This window comes from Microbacterium sp. NPDC055988, assembly GCF_042269505.1.
Taxonomy (GTDB): Bacteria; Actinomycetota; Actinomycetes; order Actinomycetales; family Microbacteriaceae; genus Microbacterium.
On the sequence record NZ_JBHJXY010000001.1, the window covers coordinates 835793 to 853277 of the forward strand.

General features: G+C 68.6%; 17 protein-coding genes. 1 reads left to right on the plus strand and 16 read right to left on the minus strand.

Annotated elements, in window-relative coordinates; translation table 11 throughout:
* Nucleotides 1–182 precede the first annotated feature (182 nt).
* The gene (locus tag ACFC14_RS04155; protein ID WP_376101353.1) at nucleotides 183–1388 is read right to left on the minus strand and encodes an endo-beta-N-acetylglucosaminidase H; all 1206 of its coding nucleotides are present in this window, start codon (nucleotides 1386–1388) and stop codon (nucleotides 183–185) included.
* A 226-nt stretch (nucleotides 1389–1614) separates the two neighbouring features.
* Here ACFC14_RS04155 and ACFC14_RS04160 point away from each other — a divergent pair, with 226 nt between their 5' ends.
* A complete protein-coding gene (locus ACFC14_RS04160; RefSeq protein ID WP_136042402.1) occupies nucleotides 1615–1860 on the plus strand; it encodes a hypothetical protein in 246 nt (81 codons plus the stop codon).
* Between the two features lie 71 nt (nucleotides 1861–1931).
* Here the strand turns inward: ACFC14_RS04160 and ACFC14_RS04165 are convergent, their stop codons facing one another.
* The 15 genes from ACFC14_RS04165 to ACFC14_RS04235 all read right to left on the minus strand — a co-directional run bounded on the left by ACFC14_RS04165 (nucleotide 1932) and on the right by ACFC14_RS04235 (nucleotide 17382).
* A complete protein-coding gene (locus tag ACFC14_RS04165) occupies nucleotides 1932–3566 on the minus strand; it encodes a fucose isomerase (protein WP_376101354.1) in 1635 nt (544 codons plus the stop codon).
* Nucleotides 3563–5092, minus strand: a complete 1530-nt coding sequence (locus tag ACFC14_RS04170) for an FGGY-family carbohydrate kinase (protein ID WP_376101355.1) — start codon at nucleotides 5090–5092, stop codon at nucleotides 3563–3565. Before ACFC14_RS04170 ends, ACFC14_RS04165 begins: the two co-directional genes overlap by 4 nt.
* A 115-nt stretch (nucleotides 5093–5207) precedes the next feature.
* Nucleotides 5208–6197, minus strand: coding sequence for a LacI family DNA-binding transcriptional regulator (locus ACFC14_RS04175; protein WP_376101356.1), 990 nt, complete (start codon nucleotides 6195–6197; stop codon nucleotides 5208–5210).
* A 67-nt stretch (nucleotides 6198–6264) separates the two neighbouring features.
* Nucleotides 6265–7188 carry a dihydrodipicolinate synthase family protein gene (locus ACFC14_RS04180; RefSeq protein WP_376101357.1) on the minus strand — a complete coding sequence of 308 codons (924 nt, stop codon included), beginning with the start codon at nucleotides 7186–7188 and terminating at the stop codon, nucleotides 6265–6267.
* Entirely contained in the window at nucleotides 7185–8018 is an 834-nt protein-coding gene (locus tag ACFC14_RS04185) for an SDR family oxidoreductase (RefSeq protein WP_376101358.1), read from the minus strand. The genes ACFC14_RS04180 and ACFC14_RS04185 overlap by 4 nt, the downstream gene beginning before the upstream one ends.
* A 27-nt stretch (nucleotides 8019–8045) precedes the next feature.
* Complete coding sequence (locus ACFC14_RS04190) at nucleotides 8046–8918, minus strand: carbohydrate ABC transporter permease (protein ID WP_081860046.1); 873 nt, start codon at nucleotides 8916–8918, stop codon at nucleotides 8046–8048.
* Nucleotides 8915–9880 carry a carbohydrate ABC transporter permease gene (locus tag ACFC14_RS04195; protein WP_376101359.1) on the minus strand — a complete coding sequence of 322 codons (966 nt, stop codon included), beginning with the start codon at nucleotides 9878–9880 and terminating at the stop codon, nucleotides 8915–8917. The genes ACFC14_RS04190 and ACFC14_RS04195 overlap by 4 nt, the downstream gene beginning before the upstream one ends.
* 76 nt (nucleotides 9881–9956) lie before the next feature.
* A complete protein-coding gene (locus tag ACFC14_RS04200) occupies nucleotides 9957–11249 on the minus strand; it encodes an ABC transporter substrate-binding protein (RefSeq protein ID WP_376101360.1) in 1293 nt (430 codons plus the stop codon).
* 227 nt (nucleotides 11250–11476) lie between these two features.
* A complete protein-coding gene (locus tag ACFC14_RS04205) occupies nucleotides 11477–11917 on the minus strand; it encodes a DoxX family protein (RefSeq protein WP_105711546.1) in 441 nt (146 codons plus the stop codon).
* A 123-nt stretch (nucleotides 11918–12040) separates the two neighbouring features.
* On the minus strand, nucleotides 12041–12910 hold the full coding sequence (locus tag ACFC14_RS04210; protein ID WP_376101361.1) for a dihydrodipicolinate synthase family protein: 870 nt from the start codon (nucleotides 12908–12910) through the stop codon (nucleotides 12041–12043).
* Nucleotides 12907–14562: a tripartite tricarboxylate transporter permease gene (locus tag ACFC14_RS04215; protein WP_376101362.1), complete on the minus strand. Its 1656-nt coding sequence runs from the start codon at nucleotides 14560–14562 to the stop codon at nucleotides 12907–12909. The genes ACFC14_RS04210 and ACFC14_RS04215 overlap by 4 nt, the downstream gene beginning before the upstream one ends.
* Nucleotides 14559–15110 carry a tripartite tricarboxylate transporter TctB family protein gene (locus tag ACFC14_RS04220; protein WP_376101363.1) on the minus strand — a complete coding sequence of 184 codons (552 nt, stop codon included), beginning with the start codon at nucleotides 15108–15110 and terminating at the stop codon, nucleotides 14559–14561. Before ACFC14_RS04220 ends, ACFC14_RS04215 begins: the two co-directional genes overlap by 4 nt.
* A 65-nt stretch (nucleotides 15111–15175) precedes the next feature.
* The gene (locus ACFC14_RS04225; RefSeq protein WP_376101364.1) at nucleotides 15176–16144 is read right to left on the minus strand and encodes a tripartite tricarboxylate transporter substrate binding protein; all 969 of its coding nucleotides are present in this window, start codon (nucleotides 16142–16144) and stop codon (nucleotides 15176–15178) included.
* A gap of 109 nt (nucleotides 16145–16253) precedes the next feature.
* Nucleotides 16254–16916, minus strand: a complete 663-nt coding sequence (locus ACFC14_RS04230) for a GntR family transcriptional regulator (protein WP_136042389.1) — start codon at nucleotides 16914–16916, stop codon at nucleotides 16254–16256.
* Between the two features lie 52 nt (nucleotides 16917–16968).
* The gene (locus tag ACFC14_RS04235) at nucleotides 16969–17382 is read right to left on the minus strand and encodes a heat shock protein transcriptional repressor HspR (protein WP_376101365.1); all 414 of its coding nucleotides are present in this window, start codon (nucleotides 17380–17382) and stop codon (nucleotides 16969–16971) included.
* Between the last annotated feature and the right edge of the window lie 103 nt (nucleotides 17383–17485).

Here is a 17485-nt window from a genome sequence, read left to right on the forward strand (position 1 = left end):
ATCTCCACCCGGCTCCCGGGGCCGCGGCGGCGCGCCGTCCGCGCGGGGCTCCTCGGGCGGCTGGTGGCCGGGCGCGGGGGGGTGGCGCGGGCGGTGGCGCCGCGCGGGGGCGGCGGCCGCCCGGCCCCCACGACCCGTCAGCTCGAGTTCTTCGACCTGGACTGATCACTCAGGTGTGCTGATCACGGCGTCAGGACGAACGGCACCTCGGTGCGGTTGCCCGCGACGTCGAACACCTCGAGCGTGTTCGACCCGGCGACGGCGCCGAAGACTCCGGGCTTCACGAAGTTGAGGTCGCTCCACTTGTCGTCCGTGAGGTCCTTCAGGACCCCGTTGACGGACACGCGGTCGATCTTCCCCGCATCGTGGAGCTTGAAGCTGACCTTCGAGTAGCCGCCGTCCGTTCCGGTCGTGAACGGTGTGCCCTTCTTGACGGTCACGGTGGGGGCCGTGGTGTCCTTCGGCGCGGCCCGGTACTCCGTCGCCTCGCCCTTGAGATGCTGCGTGATGCCGGAGAGGAGGTCGGACTGATCCGTCGCCGTGAGGTTGTACGCCACGTAGACGCCGTAGCCGTCTGAGACCGTGCGCTCGGCGAAGTCCGTCGCCGTCGCCGCGCTCACGTTCGAGAGGTCGATCGCCGCTGCTCCGAGGCGGGACCTGTCGTCGAGCCCGAGAACGGTGGGTGCGTTGTAGGTCGGGTAGTACGGGTTCCAGGCGTAGTCGAGCACCGCCGCGGCGTCGAACAGGCTGAAGTCCGTCACGGTGTACGTCTCGCCGATCGCGTACAGGCTGATGATCTTGTCGGGACCGAGACGGTCGCGGAGTGCCGTGGCCAGCCATCCGAACGACTGAGCGTTGGGCTGCGGGGTCCCGTTCGCCCCGTAGTTCGTCCACTCGTCGTCGAAGTCGATGCCATCGAGCCCGTAGGTCGTCACCGCATCGGCGAGCTGCGCGGCGAACGCATCCGCCTGCTCATAGGACGTGAAGTTCGCGAACCCCGCCCCCTGGTGATTGCCGAGCACCGAGAGCAGCACCTTCGTTCCGCGCGCCTGCACCGGGCGGATCTGGTTCGCCGCGTCATCGAGGGTCTCGGTGACGCGCTCGTTGAAGTGCAGGTACGCCTTCTCACCGTCGTAGTTGATGTTGGCGGCGAAGATCATCGCCAGGTCGACGGCCGGTCGACCTGACTCCGCGAGCGTGTAGTCGGCGACATTCACTAAATCGTTCGAGTTCACCTCCACGTAGACGGCGAGCTGCGGATCTTCCCCGGGCTTCTCTGTCGCTGCGGCCGGCGACACGGCGACAGCGCCCGAAGCTGCGAGCGCAAGACCTGCGACGACGGCGAAGCCCTTTCGGAACCTGTGAATCCTGGCGTGCGGCTGACTCATTGCAGATCGTCTCCTTCATCATCGATATCGAGATCAGGCCGCATCAGCGCGGCCTGCGGCCGACTATATCGCTTAAGTGGACGGAGGTGAAGAACGGCGATCGAGAGGCGAACTCCCGTTCTGCACCGAGACGCGAGCCCAGGGTTGCGCCCCCAATTGCCGGCCTCCCGGCGTCGCCGCACCGGAATACCGTGACAACGTGGGCACCCGGATTCAGACTGGAGGCATGCGCTTGAACGACCCACAGGTATGGACGCTGATCGGGGTGTTCGCCGCCGTGATGCTCGGTGGCATGACGCTCATGACGACGCAGCTCAGCCGAGTGATCCGCGCCGAGGTAGGCCGAGTCGACGCCACCCTCTCGGCGCGCATCGACGGGGTCGACGCACGCCTGGGGCGCATCGAGTCGAAGGTCGACGACCTCGACAAAGAACTCACGAACCTCGCCGTGCGGTTCTGGCGGTCACAGTAACCCTCCGCCAAAAACAGAAGACGGGGACGGATGCGCCGGCACCCGTCCCCGTCGTCGCAACCTCCCCCGGTTCAGACCGCGACGTCTCCCACGAGGTTGACCTCGATGCCCATGCCCGCGAACATCGCGGCCTTCGCGATCAGGGCCTTGTCGGCCGTCTCGGCATCCGGAGCGTAGACGAGCTGCGCATGGTTCGCCTTGTGTCGTGCCATGAACTGGTCGCGGGAGACGCCGTGCAGCACGACGTGCGCGATCGGCCACTCCGGGTTCGTGGCATCCTTGCGGCGCTGGGTCTCCTCCGCCGGCAGCTCGACGACCGACGCGCGGAAGATGTCGGCCTGCAGGATCCCGTCGGCGATGAACACACGCGACAGCACGATCTCGCCCGGCTTCGAGACACCGTTGATCGTGGCTCCGCCGGCGGGGAAGAACACGTGCCCCTGCCGCCAGCCCTCGGCGTTCTGCCATCCGCCCAGGTGAGATGCCGGAACGGAGCCCGAGATCTCGTAGACCCAGACGAACTGCCCGTCGTAGTCCTCGCCCCAGCGCACATCGTGCAGGGTGTTGTCGGGCACGAGTCCCATCGCGCGCCAGACACGGTCGGTCACGAGGGCATCGACCGCGACGCCCTCATCGGCCTCGTTGAAGTGCGGGAACGCGCGCCCCTCGTGCAGCACCCGCGAGCCGTCGCGCGAGGTCACCGGCGGCCGCTCGGTCGAGTTCAGGATGCCCTCGGCCAGGTCGGATGCCGGCACCAGGTCCTTCAGACCCTGCTGATACTGGATGCCGACCGCGTCGAGTCCGAAGTCGTCGGCGATGCGGAGCGCGGCGATGTACATCTTCAGCTGCCACTGCACCTGCTCACGGGTGAGTTCGGTGGTGGCGTCCTCGCCGTACCGGAAAGTCATGCCCGCGTCGATCAGCCAGTCGTAGGCGGCGTCCGCCTCGGCCTCGGTGACCTCGAGCATCTCGGCGTACAGCGCCGACTGCGACAGCCGCTCCTTGTAAATGCCCGTCTGGTTGAGCAGCTCGTCGTCGAAGATCGCGTTGTACATGCCCATGCAGCCCTCGTCGAAGACGCCGATGATGGCCTTCTCGGCGAGCAGCTCCGCGGCGAGCGCCTCGCCCAGCTGCTTCTCGGGGCTGTCAGGGAGGGCGGGGAGCGCGCGCACGTGCGAGGCGTCGTGGGTGATGGCACCCGTCTGCGTCCACTCCTCGATGCCCGCCTTGAACCAGTCGTCCGTGTAGTCGACGGACCAGGTCGTGGCGTAGGGCTTGTCCATCTTCGTCAGGCCGGCGTTCAGGCCGAGGAGTCCGACGAGGCCGGGCCAGTCGCCGGCGAAGTTCGCGACCGTGAGGATCGGGCCCTGGTGCGTGCGGAGACCGGCGAGCACGTGGTGGGAGTACTGCCAGTTGGCGATCGCCACGACCAGAGGGGCGTCGACCGGGATGTCTCGGAAGACCTCCAGGCCCATGCGCTGGCTGGAGATGAATCCGTGACCGGTCTCCGGGTCGACGCCGAAGGGGCGGATGACCTCCCAACCGAGATCCGCGAGCACGCCCGTGACGCCGGCCTCGAGCTCGACCTGGGTGGGCCATCCGGCGATGTTCGCGGATTCGCGCAGGTCGCCCGAGGTGATGAGGTACGCCGTCTTCGGAGCGACTGCCGGACGGGATGCCCGTGCGGGCAGGGTGTAGGTGGTCATGATGCCTCCGGGTTGGGGATGGGTGTGGTGCCGCGCTGCTCGGCGGCGAGTTCATGGACGACGCCCTTCGTCGCGTCGTACAGGCGCACGTAACGGTCGAAGAGGGTGTCGTAGGCGAGGCGCAGGTCGGGGTCCGGGGTGATGCGCTCCGTGATGGGGTTCCAGTCGGTGATGAGCGGCGCTTCGCCGTCGGCCGCCACGGCGACGGCGGCCAGGAAGGCGGCGCCGTAGCTCGCACCGATCGTGGTCTGCGGCACCTCCTGCACGAGGCCGGTGACATCGGAGACGATCTGCAGCCACAACCGGCCCTGCGTGCCACCGCCGACGGCGACGATCCGGCGGATATCGGCGCCGGCGGCCCGCATGGTCTCGACGTTGTGCCGCACGCCGAGCGCGGTGGCCTCGAGCGCTGCCCGGTACAGGTCTCCCCTGGCGTGCTCCAGAGTCAGTCCGGCGATCACGCCCCGCGCGTCCGGGTCCTGGATGGGAGTGCGTTCGCCGGCGAAGTACGGGAGCATCAGCACGCCGCGGGCGCCGACCCCCGACGCCTCCGCCTCGGCGAGGAGTTCGGGATAGTCGGTACCCGTCAGCTCCTTCAGCCAGGCGGTCAGCGCGCCGGACGTCGAGAGGCCTCCGGCCAGGTTCCGGGTTCCGGGGAAGGCCCCGGCCGTGGTCCACATCGACGGTGTGCGCAGCGCGGGCTCCCCCGGCGTCACCGCACTGGTGAACACCATGAACATGGTCGTCCCGTACATGAGCATGAGGTCGGCCGTCTCGTGCGCGCCGACGCTGACGGCCTCGGTCCAGGCGTCGATCGTGCCCGTGATGACGGGCGTTCCCGCCGGGATCCCGGTCGTCTCGGATGCCTGCACGGTGACGGCGCCGGCGATGTCGCCCGCCCAGGCCAGTCGCGGCTGCACGATCGTGGTGGCGTAGCGGCCCCAGAACGGGGCATGCCACCGCTCGCTCTCGATGTCGTAGAGCGGGGAGACCTGGCTCGCGGACTGGTGGTCGAAGACGTACGCGCCGGTGAGCCGACGGACGAGCCAGGATGCGGGCATGAACAGCCGTCGGGCGCGCGCCCAGGCTGCCGGCTCCTCTTCCGCGATCCAGGCGATCTTCGGGCCTCCCGCCTGCGAGGAGAGCACCGAGCCTCCGATGCGGGTGATCTCCTCGACGCCGAGCTCGGCGGTGATCCGCTCGATCTGGGCGGATGCGCGGGTGTCGACGCCGTAGAGGATCGCGGGCCGGACCGGCTGATCGTTCTCGTCGGCGAAGAGGATGCAGGGCCCCATCCCGCTGACGCCCACGGCGACGACCTCCGCGTCGGGGTGTGCCGAGAGAAGTTCGCGGGCGATGTCGACGAACTCGTCCCACCAGATCGAGGCGTCCATCTCCACCCAGCCGGTGCGCGGCCGGGAGACGTCGTGCGTCCGAGTGGTGGTGGCGATGATGGTTCCGTCGGCCGCCACGAGCACGCCTTTGGTGCTCGATGTACCGACATCCACCCCGAGGGTGCATCGCATGGTGTCCTCCTTGATCACGCCTGAGGAGATCGTAACTGAAATCGATTTCACAGCGCAAGCGAGAATGATGGTTGCGTATGCAGTCGGCCGACGTCAGGCCGGGATCAGCTCGATGTCAGGCCGGGCGCGGGGCTGTCGCGTGGCGGGTCTCGCCCCGAAGCACGACCGTGCGCGGGGCATGGGTGTCGCCGGCGATGCGCTCGAGGAGCATGCGCGCCGCGGTGACGCCCATGTGCCGGGCGGGCAGCCGCACCATCGTGACGGCGGTCGGCGAGAGCGTCGTGAAGGGCAGGGATCCGACGACGGCGACCCCGACGGCCGGCGGGGTGAGTCCGTGCTCGGTGAGCACCTGGATCGCTCCGACGCCGATGAGGTTGTTCCCGGCGACCACGGCGTCGGGCGGCTCGGGAAGGGCGAGCAGCTCTTCCATCGCCGCACGCGCGCCGTCGACACGGAAGGTCGCGAACCGCTGCAGCTGGTCGATGTCGGCCGCACGTCTCGCCGACGTGAGCGCCGCCCGCCAGCCGGCGGCGCGGTCGGCCGCGGTGTCGATGTCTTCCGGACCGCCGATGTAGGCGATGCGCCGGTAGCCGGCGGCGATCAGGGACTCGGTCGCCGCGACGCCCGCCTCACGGTTCGCCATCACCACCACATCGAGCTCGTGGCGGGTGACGCGGTCGACGGCTACCACCGGCCGACCGGTGGAGAGGATGCTCTCGAGATCCGTCTCCTTCGACGCGGCCGCGATGATGACGCCCGACATGTGCTCGGCGATCGCGATCTGCAGGTACGTCGCCTCTTTGACGGTCTGCGAGTCGGAGTTGCAGAGCACCACCGAGTATCCGGCCTCGGAGGCCACATCCTCGACCCCGCGAGCCATCTCGGTGAAGTACGGATTCTCGATGTCGGGGATGACGAGGGCGATGACTTCTGAGCTCTGCGTGCGCAGGGTGCGCGCGGCGCGGTTCGGCGTGAAGTTCAACTCCTCCGCCGCTGCCCGCACGGCCTCGATCTTCTCGGGCGAGACCCTGGTGCCGTTGAACACCCGCGAGACGGTGGCCGGCGACACGCCCGCGCGCCGCGCGACGTCGTAGATCGTGGTCATTTCCCGCCCTCTGCTGCCCGGATGCTTCACCCTACCGGCCCTCCCGGACGACGCCCGCGATCACACGTCACGAGCCCGCGCGGGCATCCTCCTCGGCGGTGACCGCGATGTTCTCCTGCAGCCGGGCGAAGACCACGTCCAGGCGCGCGCGCCCGTCGTCGTCGAGCGCCGGGAGCGGGGATCGGCAGTCGCCGAGCGGCACCGACAGCTTGCCGCCGAGGTACTTGGCCGCACCGAACACGCCGACCTCGACCATGCCCTCGACGGTGTCGTTGATGCGCACCTGCACGGCGCGCGCTCCCGCGAGGTCTCCCGCGTCGAATCGCCGCCGCAGCGAACGGAAGAGCTCGATCTGCAGACTCACGGTGGTGCCGATCGCTCCGCGGGCGCCGATCGACAGCGCCGGCAGGTAGAACTCGTCGAAGCCGTTGATCAGGGTCAGGTGCGGGTAGCGGCGGAGGATCCGCTCGGCGCCGTAGAGGTTGCGCGAGGTGTGCTTGACGCCGATCACCTGCGGCAGCGCGAGCAGCTCGTCGAAGCCGCCCTCGGAGATGTCCCGTCCCGTGAACTGCGGGATGTTGTAGAGGATGAAGGGAAGCTCGACCGCGTCGATCACGGTGCGCAGGTGCCGCACGACATCCGCGGTCGAATAGCCGTAGTACAGCGGCGGGATCATCGAGATCGCGCCGACCCCGGCATGCTTCGCCGCGGCGGCGATGCGGACCGCCTCTCCCGTCGACATCGCTCCGACGTGCGAGACCACGGGCACGCGCTCCGCGGCAGCCGTCACCGCGGTCTCCGCCACCGCGATGCGCTCGGCCTCGGAGAGCAGCACGCCCTCGCCGGAGGACCCGCAGATGTAGAGGCCTTCGACGCCGCGGCGGATGTCGGCGTCGAGCATGGTCGCCAGCGCCCCGTGATCGACGCTCTCGTCGCGGCGCATCGGGGTGACCGCCGCCGTGAACAGACGCGTGCCGAGCAGGTCAGTCACCACGCGGTCCACCCGCCGTCGACCACCAGGTTGGAGCCGGTCATGTACGTCGAGGCGTCGGACGCGAGGAAGACCAGGGCGCCGTTGTACTCATCGGCCTCGGCCATGCGGCCGATCGGCATCCGCGCGATGTAGTTGGCCTGGAACTTCGCGTCCTGCGTGTCCCGCCGAACCCCCGAGGGCGTGAGCGTGTTGACGCGGATGCCTGCCCGGCCCCAGTACGTGGCGCAGTAGCGGGTGAGGTTGTAGAGCCCCGACTTCGCGGCCGAGTAGGCGACCGGCTTGATGAAGGGGATGCCGGTGTCCTCGGCCTTGTAGGCGTAGATGTCCTGCACGGGAGACACCATGCCGTAGATCGACCCCACGTTCACGATCGAGCCGCCGACGCCGGCGTCGCGCATCCGCCGGCCCGCTGCCTGCGTCACGAGGAACGTGCCGACGAGGTTGGTGTCGACGACCTCGCGGAACACCTCGACGGGGAACTCCTCGAACGGTCCGGAGACCTCGGGCGGCGCGCTGGGCTGCGTGTCGAGACCGGCGTTGTTGACGACGACGGTCGGCACACCCCAGGTCTCGGCGACCCGGTCGAGCCCGGCGTCGACGCTGGCCTGGTCGGTGATGTCCATCGCCACGGCGAGCAGCCGCCCATCCGGGTCTTCGATGCCGAGACGCGCGGCGGGATCGGCCACCTCGCTGCGGGAGGTCACCGCGACGCGCGCGCCCCGCTGGTGCAGCGAGCGGACGAACTCCGCTCCGATCTGGCCGAAGCCGCCGGTCACGACGACCACCTTGTCCCGCACCGAGAAGAGCGGGTCGAGTCCTTCAGACATGTATCGATACTCCAGATTGCAGGGCGGTCAGCCCTTGACGGATCCCGCGGTGAGCCCGGACACGATGCCGCGCTGCGCCCACAGGAAGAAGATGATCGCGGGCAGCGCGAACAGCAGCGCGCACAGCATGACGATGTTCATCGGCGTGTAGAACTGCCCGAGGAACGACGACAGCCCGACGGATGCCGGCCACAGGTCGGACGACGAGATGAAGGTGTTCGCGAACATGAACTCGTTCCAGCCGTCGAAGAACGCGATGACGGCCGCGGCCGCGATGCTCGGCATGATCAGCGGCAGGACGATCGTGGTCAGGATGCGCAGGCGCGAGCACCCGTCGATACGGGCCGACTCCTCGATCTCGTATGGGATCTTGTCGATGCCGCTCTTGATGATGAACATGCTCACCGGCATCACGAACGCGGTGTCGGCGAGGACGAGCCCCCAGTGGCTGTTGAGCAGCCCGGCGCCGGCGAAGATCGCGTACAGCGGGACGATGATCAGCGCCTCGGGCAGCATCTGGGTGCTGAAGAAGATGAAGCCGGCGACGCCGCGGCCGTGGAACTTGTATCGGCTGAGCGCGTACGCGGCCATGGTCGCCAGCACGAGGCTGAGAATCGTCGTGCCGGCGGCGATCACGAACGAGTTGCCGAGCCAGCGCAGGATCGGGATGTCGGAGAGGAACCCGCCCCACTGACCGATGTTCTGCACCTCGGGGAGCAGCGGCTGGCTGCCGCCGTAGAGCGACGCCTCGGTGCCGAGCGATGTGGCCAGCATCCAGTACACCGGGAATCCGGCGAAGACGACCAGCAGCGTGATGAGGACGGCCTTGCCGAGGCTGCCGAACTTGGCGCCGATCCCGCGGCGACGCGGGAGATCGGTGGGGATGCGCACGGTGGTCATCGCTGGCTCTCCTGACGTTCTTGGATCTGCTCGACGATGAAGTAGACGACAGTCACCAGGAGCGACAGCACCAGGCCGAGGGCGCCGATCGCCGCGGCCCGTCCGAGGTTCTGATCCTGGAACGCGGTGCGGTACACGTTCACGACGAGCGTGTTGGTGACATCGAGCGGCCCGCCACCCGTGATCAGGAAGATGATCTCGAAGCGCCGGATCGACCAGATCGTCATAAGCAGCGTGATGACGCGGACGGTCGGCATGATGTGGGGCAGGGTGACCGCACGGAAGGACTGGAAGCGCGTGGCGCCGTCGACCCAGGTCGCTTCGCGGAGCTCGTGCGGCACGCTCTGCAGGGCGCTGAGCATGACCAGCATCACGAGCGGCGTGAGCTTCCAGACCGTCGCGAGTGTCACCGCGAACAGCCCGTACTTCGGATCGACGAGCCAGCCGTGCTCACCGAGGCCGAGCGCTGCGGTGGTGCGGTTCAGGATGCCCTGCTCGTTGTTGTAGATCCAGACGAAGATGAGGGCGGCAGCCACCGTGGGCACCGCCCACGGGATCGTGGCGATGGCGCGGATGATGCCGCGGCCCTTGAAAGCGGTGTTGAGCAGCAGTGCTCCCGCGGTGCCGATGCCGACCGAGAAGACCACCGTGAAGAGCGTGTAGAGGAGGGTCGTGATGACGGACGACCAGAACTTGTCGCTCGAGAGCAGGTACTCGTAGTTCTCCATGCCGACCGGCCGTCCCCCGGAGGGGTTGACGAGCTTTGTCGCGGTGAACGACAGCAGCACGCCGCGGATCAGGGGGAAGACCGTGAAGATCGCCAGGTAGGCGATCGCCGGGAAGAGGAAGAGGTAGGCGCCGTTGCGCTCGATGAAGCGTCCGATCGCGCCGGTGTCGCGGCGTCGCCGGGGCGGCGGAGCAGAGGGCGTCGTGGGTCGCGCCTCGAGCGTGGGGGTGGCCATGGCCGGGGGTCCTTTCGCATGTCGCAGGGATGACCGAGGGGCGGGCGACGGGGGTGAGGCCCGCCCCTCGGAGTGCTCAGCCGAGCTCGGCTTCGAGGCTCTCCTGCACCTCGGCGAGCTTCGCCTTCACGTCGCCGCCGTTGACCCGCAGGTCTTCGACCGCGGTGAGGACCTCACGCCAGACGACCTTGCTCTCGGTCTCGAAGCCCTCGACGAGGGTCGACTTCGAGGTCTTGGCGGCCTCGAGGAATTGCGTCGCCCACGGGTTCGTCTCCAGGAAGGCAGCATCCGGTTCGACGTCGGTGGCCATGGCAGAGGCGCCGAGGCCCGCGCGGATGGCGGTCTGACCCTCTTCGCCGAGCACCCAGCGCACGAAGTCCTTGGCAGCCTCCTTGTTGTCGCTGTTCGCGTTGACGGCGATGATCAGCTGCGAGTTCGAGCCGGGGTTCGCGAGGGGCAGCGGAGCCGCACCCATGTTCTGGCCGTTCACGGCGTTGTCCGGGTTGCTCGTGATGGTCGTCGCGACGCCGGAGTTCTCGAACAGCATTCCGACCTGCCCCTGTCCGAACTTCGCGCGGAAGGTCGACGCGTCGTCGCCGATGGGCGCGACGCCCGAGGCGAACGTCTCGAGGAACGCCTCGACGGCCTCGACGTTCTCGCCCTTGTCGATGGTCAGCTTCTTCCCGTCGCTGAGCTCGCCGCCGAATCCGTAGATCCAGTTGGCCATCTCCAGCGTCCAGCCGTCGATCTCGGCGGTCTGGTGACGGCCGGCCCAGCCGGCGATCCCCAGCTCATCCTTGATCGTCTTCGCCGTGGTGAGGAACTCGTCGAACGTCGTCGGGACCTCCAGCCCCAGCTCGGCGAAGATGTCCTTGTTGTAGATGACGGTGCTGTAGGTCGGACGCTCCCAGTTGAAGCCGTACTGCCCGCCGTCGAACACTCCGGCCTCGTTCGTGTTGTTGAGGGTGTCGCCGAGCTCGTCGGCGATGTCGTCGAGCGGCTCGAGCACGCCGGCGTCGACGAGCGAGGCGAACTGACTGTCCTGCAGCACCATCACGTCGGGGCCGCCGCCGGCACCCAGCTCGGTGCTGAGCTTGTCGGCGTAGTTCGCGAACGGGATCTCGACCTTGGTGAGCTCGATGTTGTCATCGGGGCCCGTGTAGCCCTTGACGGCGTCCCAGATGATCGGGCCCTTGCCGTCTTCGAGGAACTGCCAGTTGGAGAACGTGAGCTCCCCACCGGCGCTTCCGGCATCCGACGAGTCGTCGCCGGCGGCGCAACCCGCCAGGGCGATGGTCGCGACGGCGACGAGGCCGGTGATCCGCAGCGCGCGTGCGCGGCGGGACGGGTGTGCGTGGTTCGACTTCACTGTTCACTCCTTTGGGCAGCAAGTTCTATGCGACGGTGCATCCGAGTTCTCGCCGGGTCTGCGTGAAATCGGTTTCATCACCATAACTCCGCATTCACAGCGGTGTCAAGAATGAAATGGTTACGCAACCTTATCGCGTCTCATCCGTTCACCAGAACGCCGCACATCCCCCGCAGACGACGGATGCCGCGGGGTCACCCCGCGGCATCCGTGTCACTGCTCGCCGGTCAGGCGAGCCAGGCCGGCGCTCGTCCGCGCAGGAACGCGCCGTCGACCGAGAACCGCCCGGCGCCGGTGAACGCGAGGGCCAGCGCCGCGGCGCCGAGGACCGCGACGAACTCGTATCCGCCCTCCCCGACCCAGAGGCCGGCGGGAAGGTGCACGGCGACGAGCGCGACGATCATGTCGACCGCGAGCAGGATGCCGACGGGGCGCGTGAAGAGCCCGAGCATCAGCAGGAGACCGCCCACGAGCTCGACGAAGGCGACGACCGGCGCCGCGATCTCGGGGAGGGGGATCCCCATGCCTGCGAAGCTGCCGATCGTTCCGGGCAGCGTGAACTCGAAGATCTTCTGCGCGCCGTGCGCGGCGAAGATCGCACCGACGACCACGCGCAGGACGAGGAGTCCCAGCGAGGGTGCGGCGGAGGAGGCTTTGGTGTTCGTCATGAGGAGTTCTTCCTTCGTGGCAGGACACCCGCGCGCCAGGCGCGGAGCAGGGTCGTTCCCTGCTCCCACGCTAGGAAGCGCACTTTTCCATCTCCTGTGATCGCGCCTCCTGCACGATCCCGGTCAGCGGTGCGCGGCGACCACCTCGGCGACGGCGGTGCGCTCGGCGTCGGTCGGCTCGGCGATGGCCATGCGGCAGTGGGCGTCGACGACGTCGAGCACGCGGTATGCCTCCTTCATGCGGGCCATGTCTCCACCGATGAGGGAGACGACGTCGTCGACGGCGGCCTGCGCGGCCGCGATCGCCTCGGCATCACCCGATCGTCCGGCGTCCGCCAGCGCGCGGAACGGCTTCGGGGTGACCGACGAGACTCCGGACACGACCCCCTGCGCCCCCGCGTCGACGGCGGCGATGAGGTCGCGGTCGGCGCCGGTGTACAGCTCGAAGTCGGCGGGGACAACCGCGCGGTACGCCGCGATCTCGTCGAGGGACAGCTCGCTGAGCTTGGCTCCGACGATGTTGGGCAGCTCTGAGAGCCGCACCAGAAGCTCGGGCGAGACCGTGTTGCCGCTGCGCGCCGGATAGATGTAGACGTACAGACTCCCGTCGCCGACGGCATCCGACACCGCCTTGAAGTAGTCGAAGATCGCATCCTCGGTCGACTTCAGGTAGTACGGCGTGAGGGCGGCGAACTCGGTCGCACCGAGGCCCTTGGCGATGTCGACGAGCCGCACCGCCTCGAAGGTGCTGGGCTGGCCGACGTGCACGATGACGCGCATGCGGTCCTGCAGTTCCTCGACGGCGGCGGCGACGAGGGCCGTGAACTCGGTGACGTCGACGGCCGGGAACTCCCCGGTCGTGCCGAGGATGAACGCGCCCTCGTTGCCCGATTCGCCGACGAAGCGGAAGATCGCGCGCGACCCCTCCAGGTCGAGGCTGCCGTCGCGGCGGAACGCGGTCGGGACGGCGGTCAGGATGTCGTAGCGGGTCACTTCTCGGTCTCCTCGGAGTTCTTGCGGGACTTGCGGATGCGGCGCGCGGGGACGTCGACGTTGCGGACGGTGGAGGTGAGCAGATCCGGCTGAGCGGCGAGCTCGTCGTGCGCCTTCTCGATCTGCTGGATGCTGTCGTCGTGCAGGATCGAGTCCGCGAGTGCCGCGCGCTCGGCGCGGGGCTTGCGGGCCGCGCGGATGGCCGGCATCACGATCGAGAGCACGGCCAGTGCGAGCAGCACGAGCGCGATGGGGCTGACGACCTCGAAGAACGGCCGTGTGGGGAGGATCGCCAGCGTGCGGGCGAGGTTCTCCTCGGCGAGCGGTCCGAGGAGCAGGCCCAGCACGATCGGACCGGCGGGCACCTGCATGCGCTTGAGCAGCACGCCGATCACGCCGAAGACGAGCATGGTGACGACGGTCGAGAGGCTGTTCGAGGTGGCGTAGGTGCCGATGATGCAGAAGATCAGGATGCCGCTCCACAGGTAAGGCTGCGGCACGTCGAGGAGCTTCACCATTCCCTTCATGCGCACCAGGCTCAATCCGAGCGAGAGGATCGTCGCGATGAGCATGATGCCCACGATCGAGACCACGAGGTCGGGGCGGTTCGTGAACAGCGTCGGGCCGGGGGTGATGCCCCAGATGATCATCGAGCCGATCATCACGGCCATCACCGAGTCGCCGGGGATGCCGAGGGCCATGGTCGTGGTGAGCGAGCCGCCGAGCGTGGCGCTGGAGGCGGTGTCGCTGGCCGCGACGCCCTCGATGGATCCCTTGCCGAACATCTCCGGATGCTTGGAGGCCTTGCGCGCCCTCTCCCAGCCGATGAGGCCGGCGATGTCGCCGCCCGCCGCGGGGATGAGGCCGACGCCGAGTCCGACGGCGCCGCCGACCGCGGTCGCGCGGCCGCTCTGCTTCAGCTCGGCGCGGTTCGGCCACCAGCGGCCGAGGCTCGAGATCGGACGCACGGCGGACTTGCGGTGCGTGAGCAGCTGGTCGAACAGCTCGGCGATGCCGAAGAGGCCGATGATGACGGCGATGAAGTTCACGCCCTCGACGAGTTCGAGCACCCCGAAGGTGAAGCGCTGGTCGGCGGTCGCGGCGTAGGTGCCGACGCTGCCGAGCATGAGGCCGAAGAGTCCGGCGAGGATGCCCTTGAGCATCGACTTCGACGAGATGCCGATCATGATCGCGATGCCGAAGACGACGAGTGCGAACAGCTCCGGCGACTTGAAGTAGTCGCGGGCGAAGCTGGCGATGGGCACCGCCGCGACCGAGAACAGCACGAGCGAGGCGAGGATGCCGACCGCCGAGACGATCGCCGAGATGGTCAGGGCGAGACCCGCCCTCCCCTGCTTGGCCATCGGATACCCGTCGAGGGTGGTGGCGATGGAGGCGGGAGTCCCGGGGGTGTTGATGAGGATCGACGGCACCCGGTCGCCGAAGTTCGCGGCGACGTAGATGGTGAGCAGCACCGCGAGGCCCTGCACGGGTTCGAGGGTCATCGTGAATCCGGCGGCGAGCGCGACGGCCATGGTCGCGGTGATGCCGGGGAAAGCTCCGACCATGAAGCCGAGCACGAGGCCGACGAGCATGTAGAGCAGGATCGAGATGTCGAGGAGCGAGTTCAGCCCCTCCATGAGCGCGTTCACAGGGGGATCCTCAGGAGCATCCCGAACACGACGTAGACGAACGCCGTGACGGAGGCGGAGTAGATGATCAGGCTCAGCCAGCGGCGGTGGCCGTAGAGGAGCATGAGGGCGGCCATCAGCAGCGCGGCGGCGACGGGGAACACCTCGACGCGGTAGCCGAGCAGGATGACCGAACCCAGCGACCAGAGCGCGATGAAGGCGCCGGTGATCGCGAGGGTGGCGATGACGCGCAGGTAGCCGCCGGGCTGGATGCGCTCGAGGTCTTCGCGGGTGGGGGCCGGGCGGGTGATCGCGACGGCGAGCAGTGCGATCGCGATGACCACTCCGGTGACCCCGATGACGAGGGGCCAGAAACGGGCGTCGATCTGCCCGGCGGCGGCTTCGCGGCGCAGCGGGATCTGGGTCGAGAGGAAGAGATAGCCCGAGGTGAAGGCGAGGGCGACGACCGCGAACACGATCTCGAGGCGCCGGGAGGCGGGCGCGCCCTGGTACTCGCCGGCAGGTCCGTCGTGGCCCGCCGGTTCCGCAACGGTGTCGGGGGTGGACATCATTCTCCTTCTTTCGTCGACGAGGAACAGCTGCGGGGCCGGTCTGCACCGGCCCCGCAGTGTTCTCAGCCCAGGAGGTCCTTGAACAGGTCGAACTGCTCGTCCACGAACGTGGTCCACTCGGCGGAGTCGCGGTACACGACCAGGTTCCCGGCGTCGGCCTGGAACTTCTGGTAGCTGTCGGACTCGACGGCCTCCTTGACCGCGGCCTCGAGCGTGGACTTCACGTCATCCGGCAAGCCCTTGGGTGCGTAGATGCCACCCCAGCCGCCGAAGATGACGTTCTCGCCGATGGCCTCGTCGACCGTCTCGACGTCTTCCGCGTCGGGGTGGCGCACGTCGTTCATGACGGCGAGGATGCGCACGGATTCGCCCTGCGCCAGTGCCTCGCCGAGTCCGGAGACGGCGGCGACGGTCTCACCGGATGCGGCCGCCGCGACCGCTGTCGCTCCGCCGTCGTACGGGACCGGGGTGAAGTCGGCGTCGGTCGCACTGCCGAGTCCGACGGTTGCGGCCTCCCAGATGGAGCCGGCGCCGGAGTTGGCGACGGTGACGGCGCCGGCCTTCGCCTGGGTGACGAGGTCTTCCAGTGTCTCGATGCCGCTGTTCGCGCCGACCGTGACGACTCCGGGGGCGAGCATGATCTGGCCGAGCAGGTCGAAGTTCTCGGGCAGGACGTCGGCACCCTGCGTGGTGTTCAGCATCGCGATCTCGACGGGGGCGAATCCGATGACGTAGCCGTCGGGATCCTGTGCGCCCACGTACTCCATCGCGAGGGCGCCGGCGGCACCCGGCATGTTCTCCGGGATGACGCTGACGTCGAGGATCTTCTCGAGCTCCGTGGCGAGCGCACGCGACGAGAGGTCGGATCCTCCGCCGGGGTTGGCCTGGATGATGAGTCGGAGGTCGTTCTCGGGGAAGGCCGATCCGGCCTCTTCGCCCTCTTCGACCTTGGTGCAGGCCGAGACGATGAGAGCGGTGGCTGCGAGGGCGGCGATCGCGGCGGCCGCCCGGGTGATGCGCTTGCGGGGCATCTTTGCTCCTCTACGTGGGTCGACCTTGTTGTCGACACCCCGAGGCTAGCAGTGTTGACTGTTAACAGTCAACACTCGTGCGAGCTCGTCCACCAGCGGATGCGCCCGCTCAGGCGCGGGCGGCGAGCTCGGCGAGCATGCGTTCGCGGGCGCCGTCCAGGTGCTCCGACAGCACCTTCGCCGCCTGCGCGGGCTTCCCGCTGCGCATCACATCCATGAGCTTGACGTGGTCGCCGGATGACTCGTGCAGGTCTTCGTCGTGGTTGATCGTGACCTCGAGCAGAGCGGTGAACGTCGGGAGGTACTGGTTCCACGCACCCTCGAGGCGGGGGTGGTCGGCGAGGGCGTAGATCTGCGAGTGGAACTCGAGGTCGGCGACGACGAAGGCCGCGTGGTCGCCGGCATCCGCCGCCTCTCCCATGCGCCCGACGGCCGCCGCCATCGCGGTCCAGCGGGAGTCGTCTTCGACGCGCATCGCGCGGGACAGCGCGAGCTGCTCGAGGGCACCGCGCAGGCTGTAGAGCTGATCGACGTCGTCATGGGTGAGGCCGACGATGTAGACGCCGCGGGGGCGCTGCACCTCGACGAGCTTCTCGAAGCTCAGCTGTGTCAGCGCGTCGCGCACGGGTCCGCGGCTGACCGAGAACTCCTCCGCCAGCGCCTCCTCCGTGATGCGCGCGCCGGGGGCGAGTTCACCGCGCACGATGCGCTGCCGCAGGACTCGGGCCACCTGCGCGCCGAGGGATTCTCCGCGCTTCACGGACTGCGTCATGGTGACCTCCTGTTAACTGTTGACAGGATACACACCGCGGAGGGCGGGGTGCCTAGGCGCTCCCGCGCGGATCCCAGAGCACGACCTCGGTCGAGCGGCGGATGCGGCGGCCGGTCGGCATGGGCACCACTCCCGCAGAGCCGGCGGCGAACACGCGCACACCGGGACGATTCTCACGCTCGGCGCGCAGGGCGCCCTCGAGCACGGCGATGCGGCTGCGAAGCGCCCGGTTCTCGTCTTCGAGGTCGAGCAGGCGCGCGATCGCGGGAAGGCTCACGCCTTCGGAGGAGAGCTGGGCGACCTCGCGCAGCTGCTCGATGTTGCGAGGCGAGTAACGGCGGGATCCGCCTTGGGTGCGTCCGGGCACGACGAGCCCGATGCGGTCGTACTGCCGCAGCGTCTGCGGGTGGAGGCCGGACAGTTCGGCGGCCGCCGCGATCGCGAACACCGGGGTGTCAGCGTTCATCACAGGAACCTCTCTCCTCCCCCGTCGGTGGCGGGCAGAAGCGCCCAGGCAGGCAGACGCGCCGGAACAGGCGAGTTCTTCACAGAACGGCCTGATCCGGCGC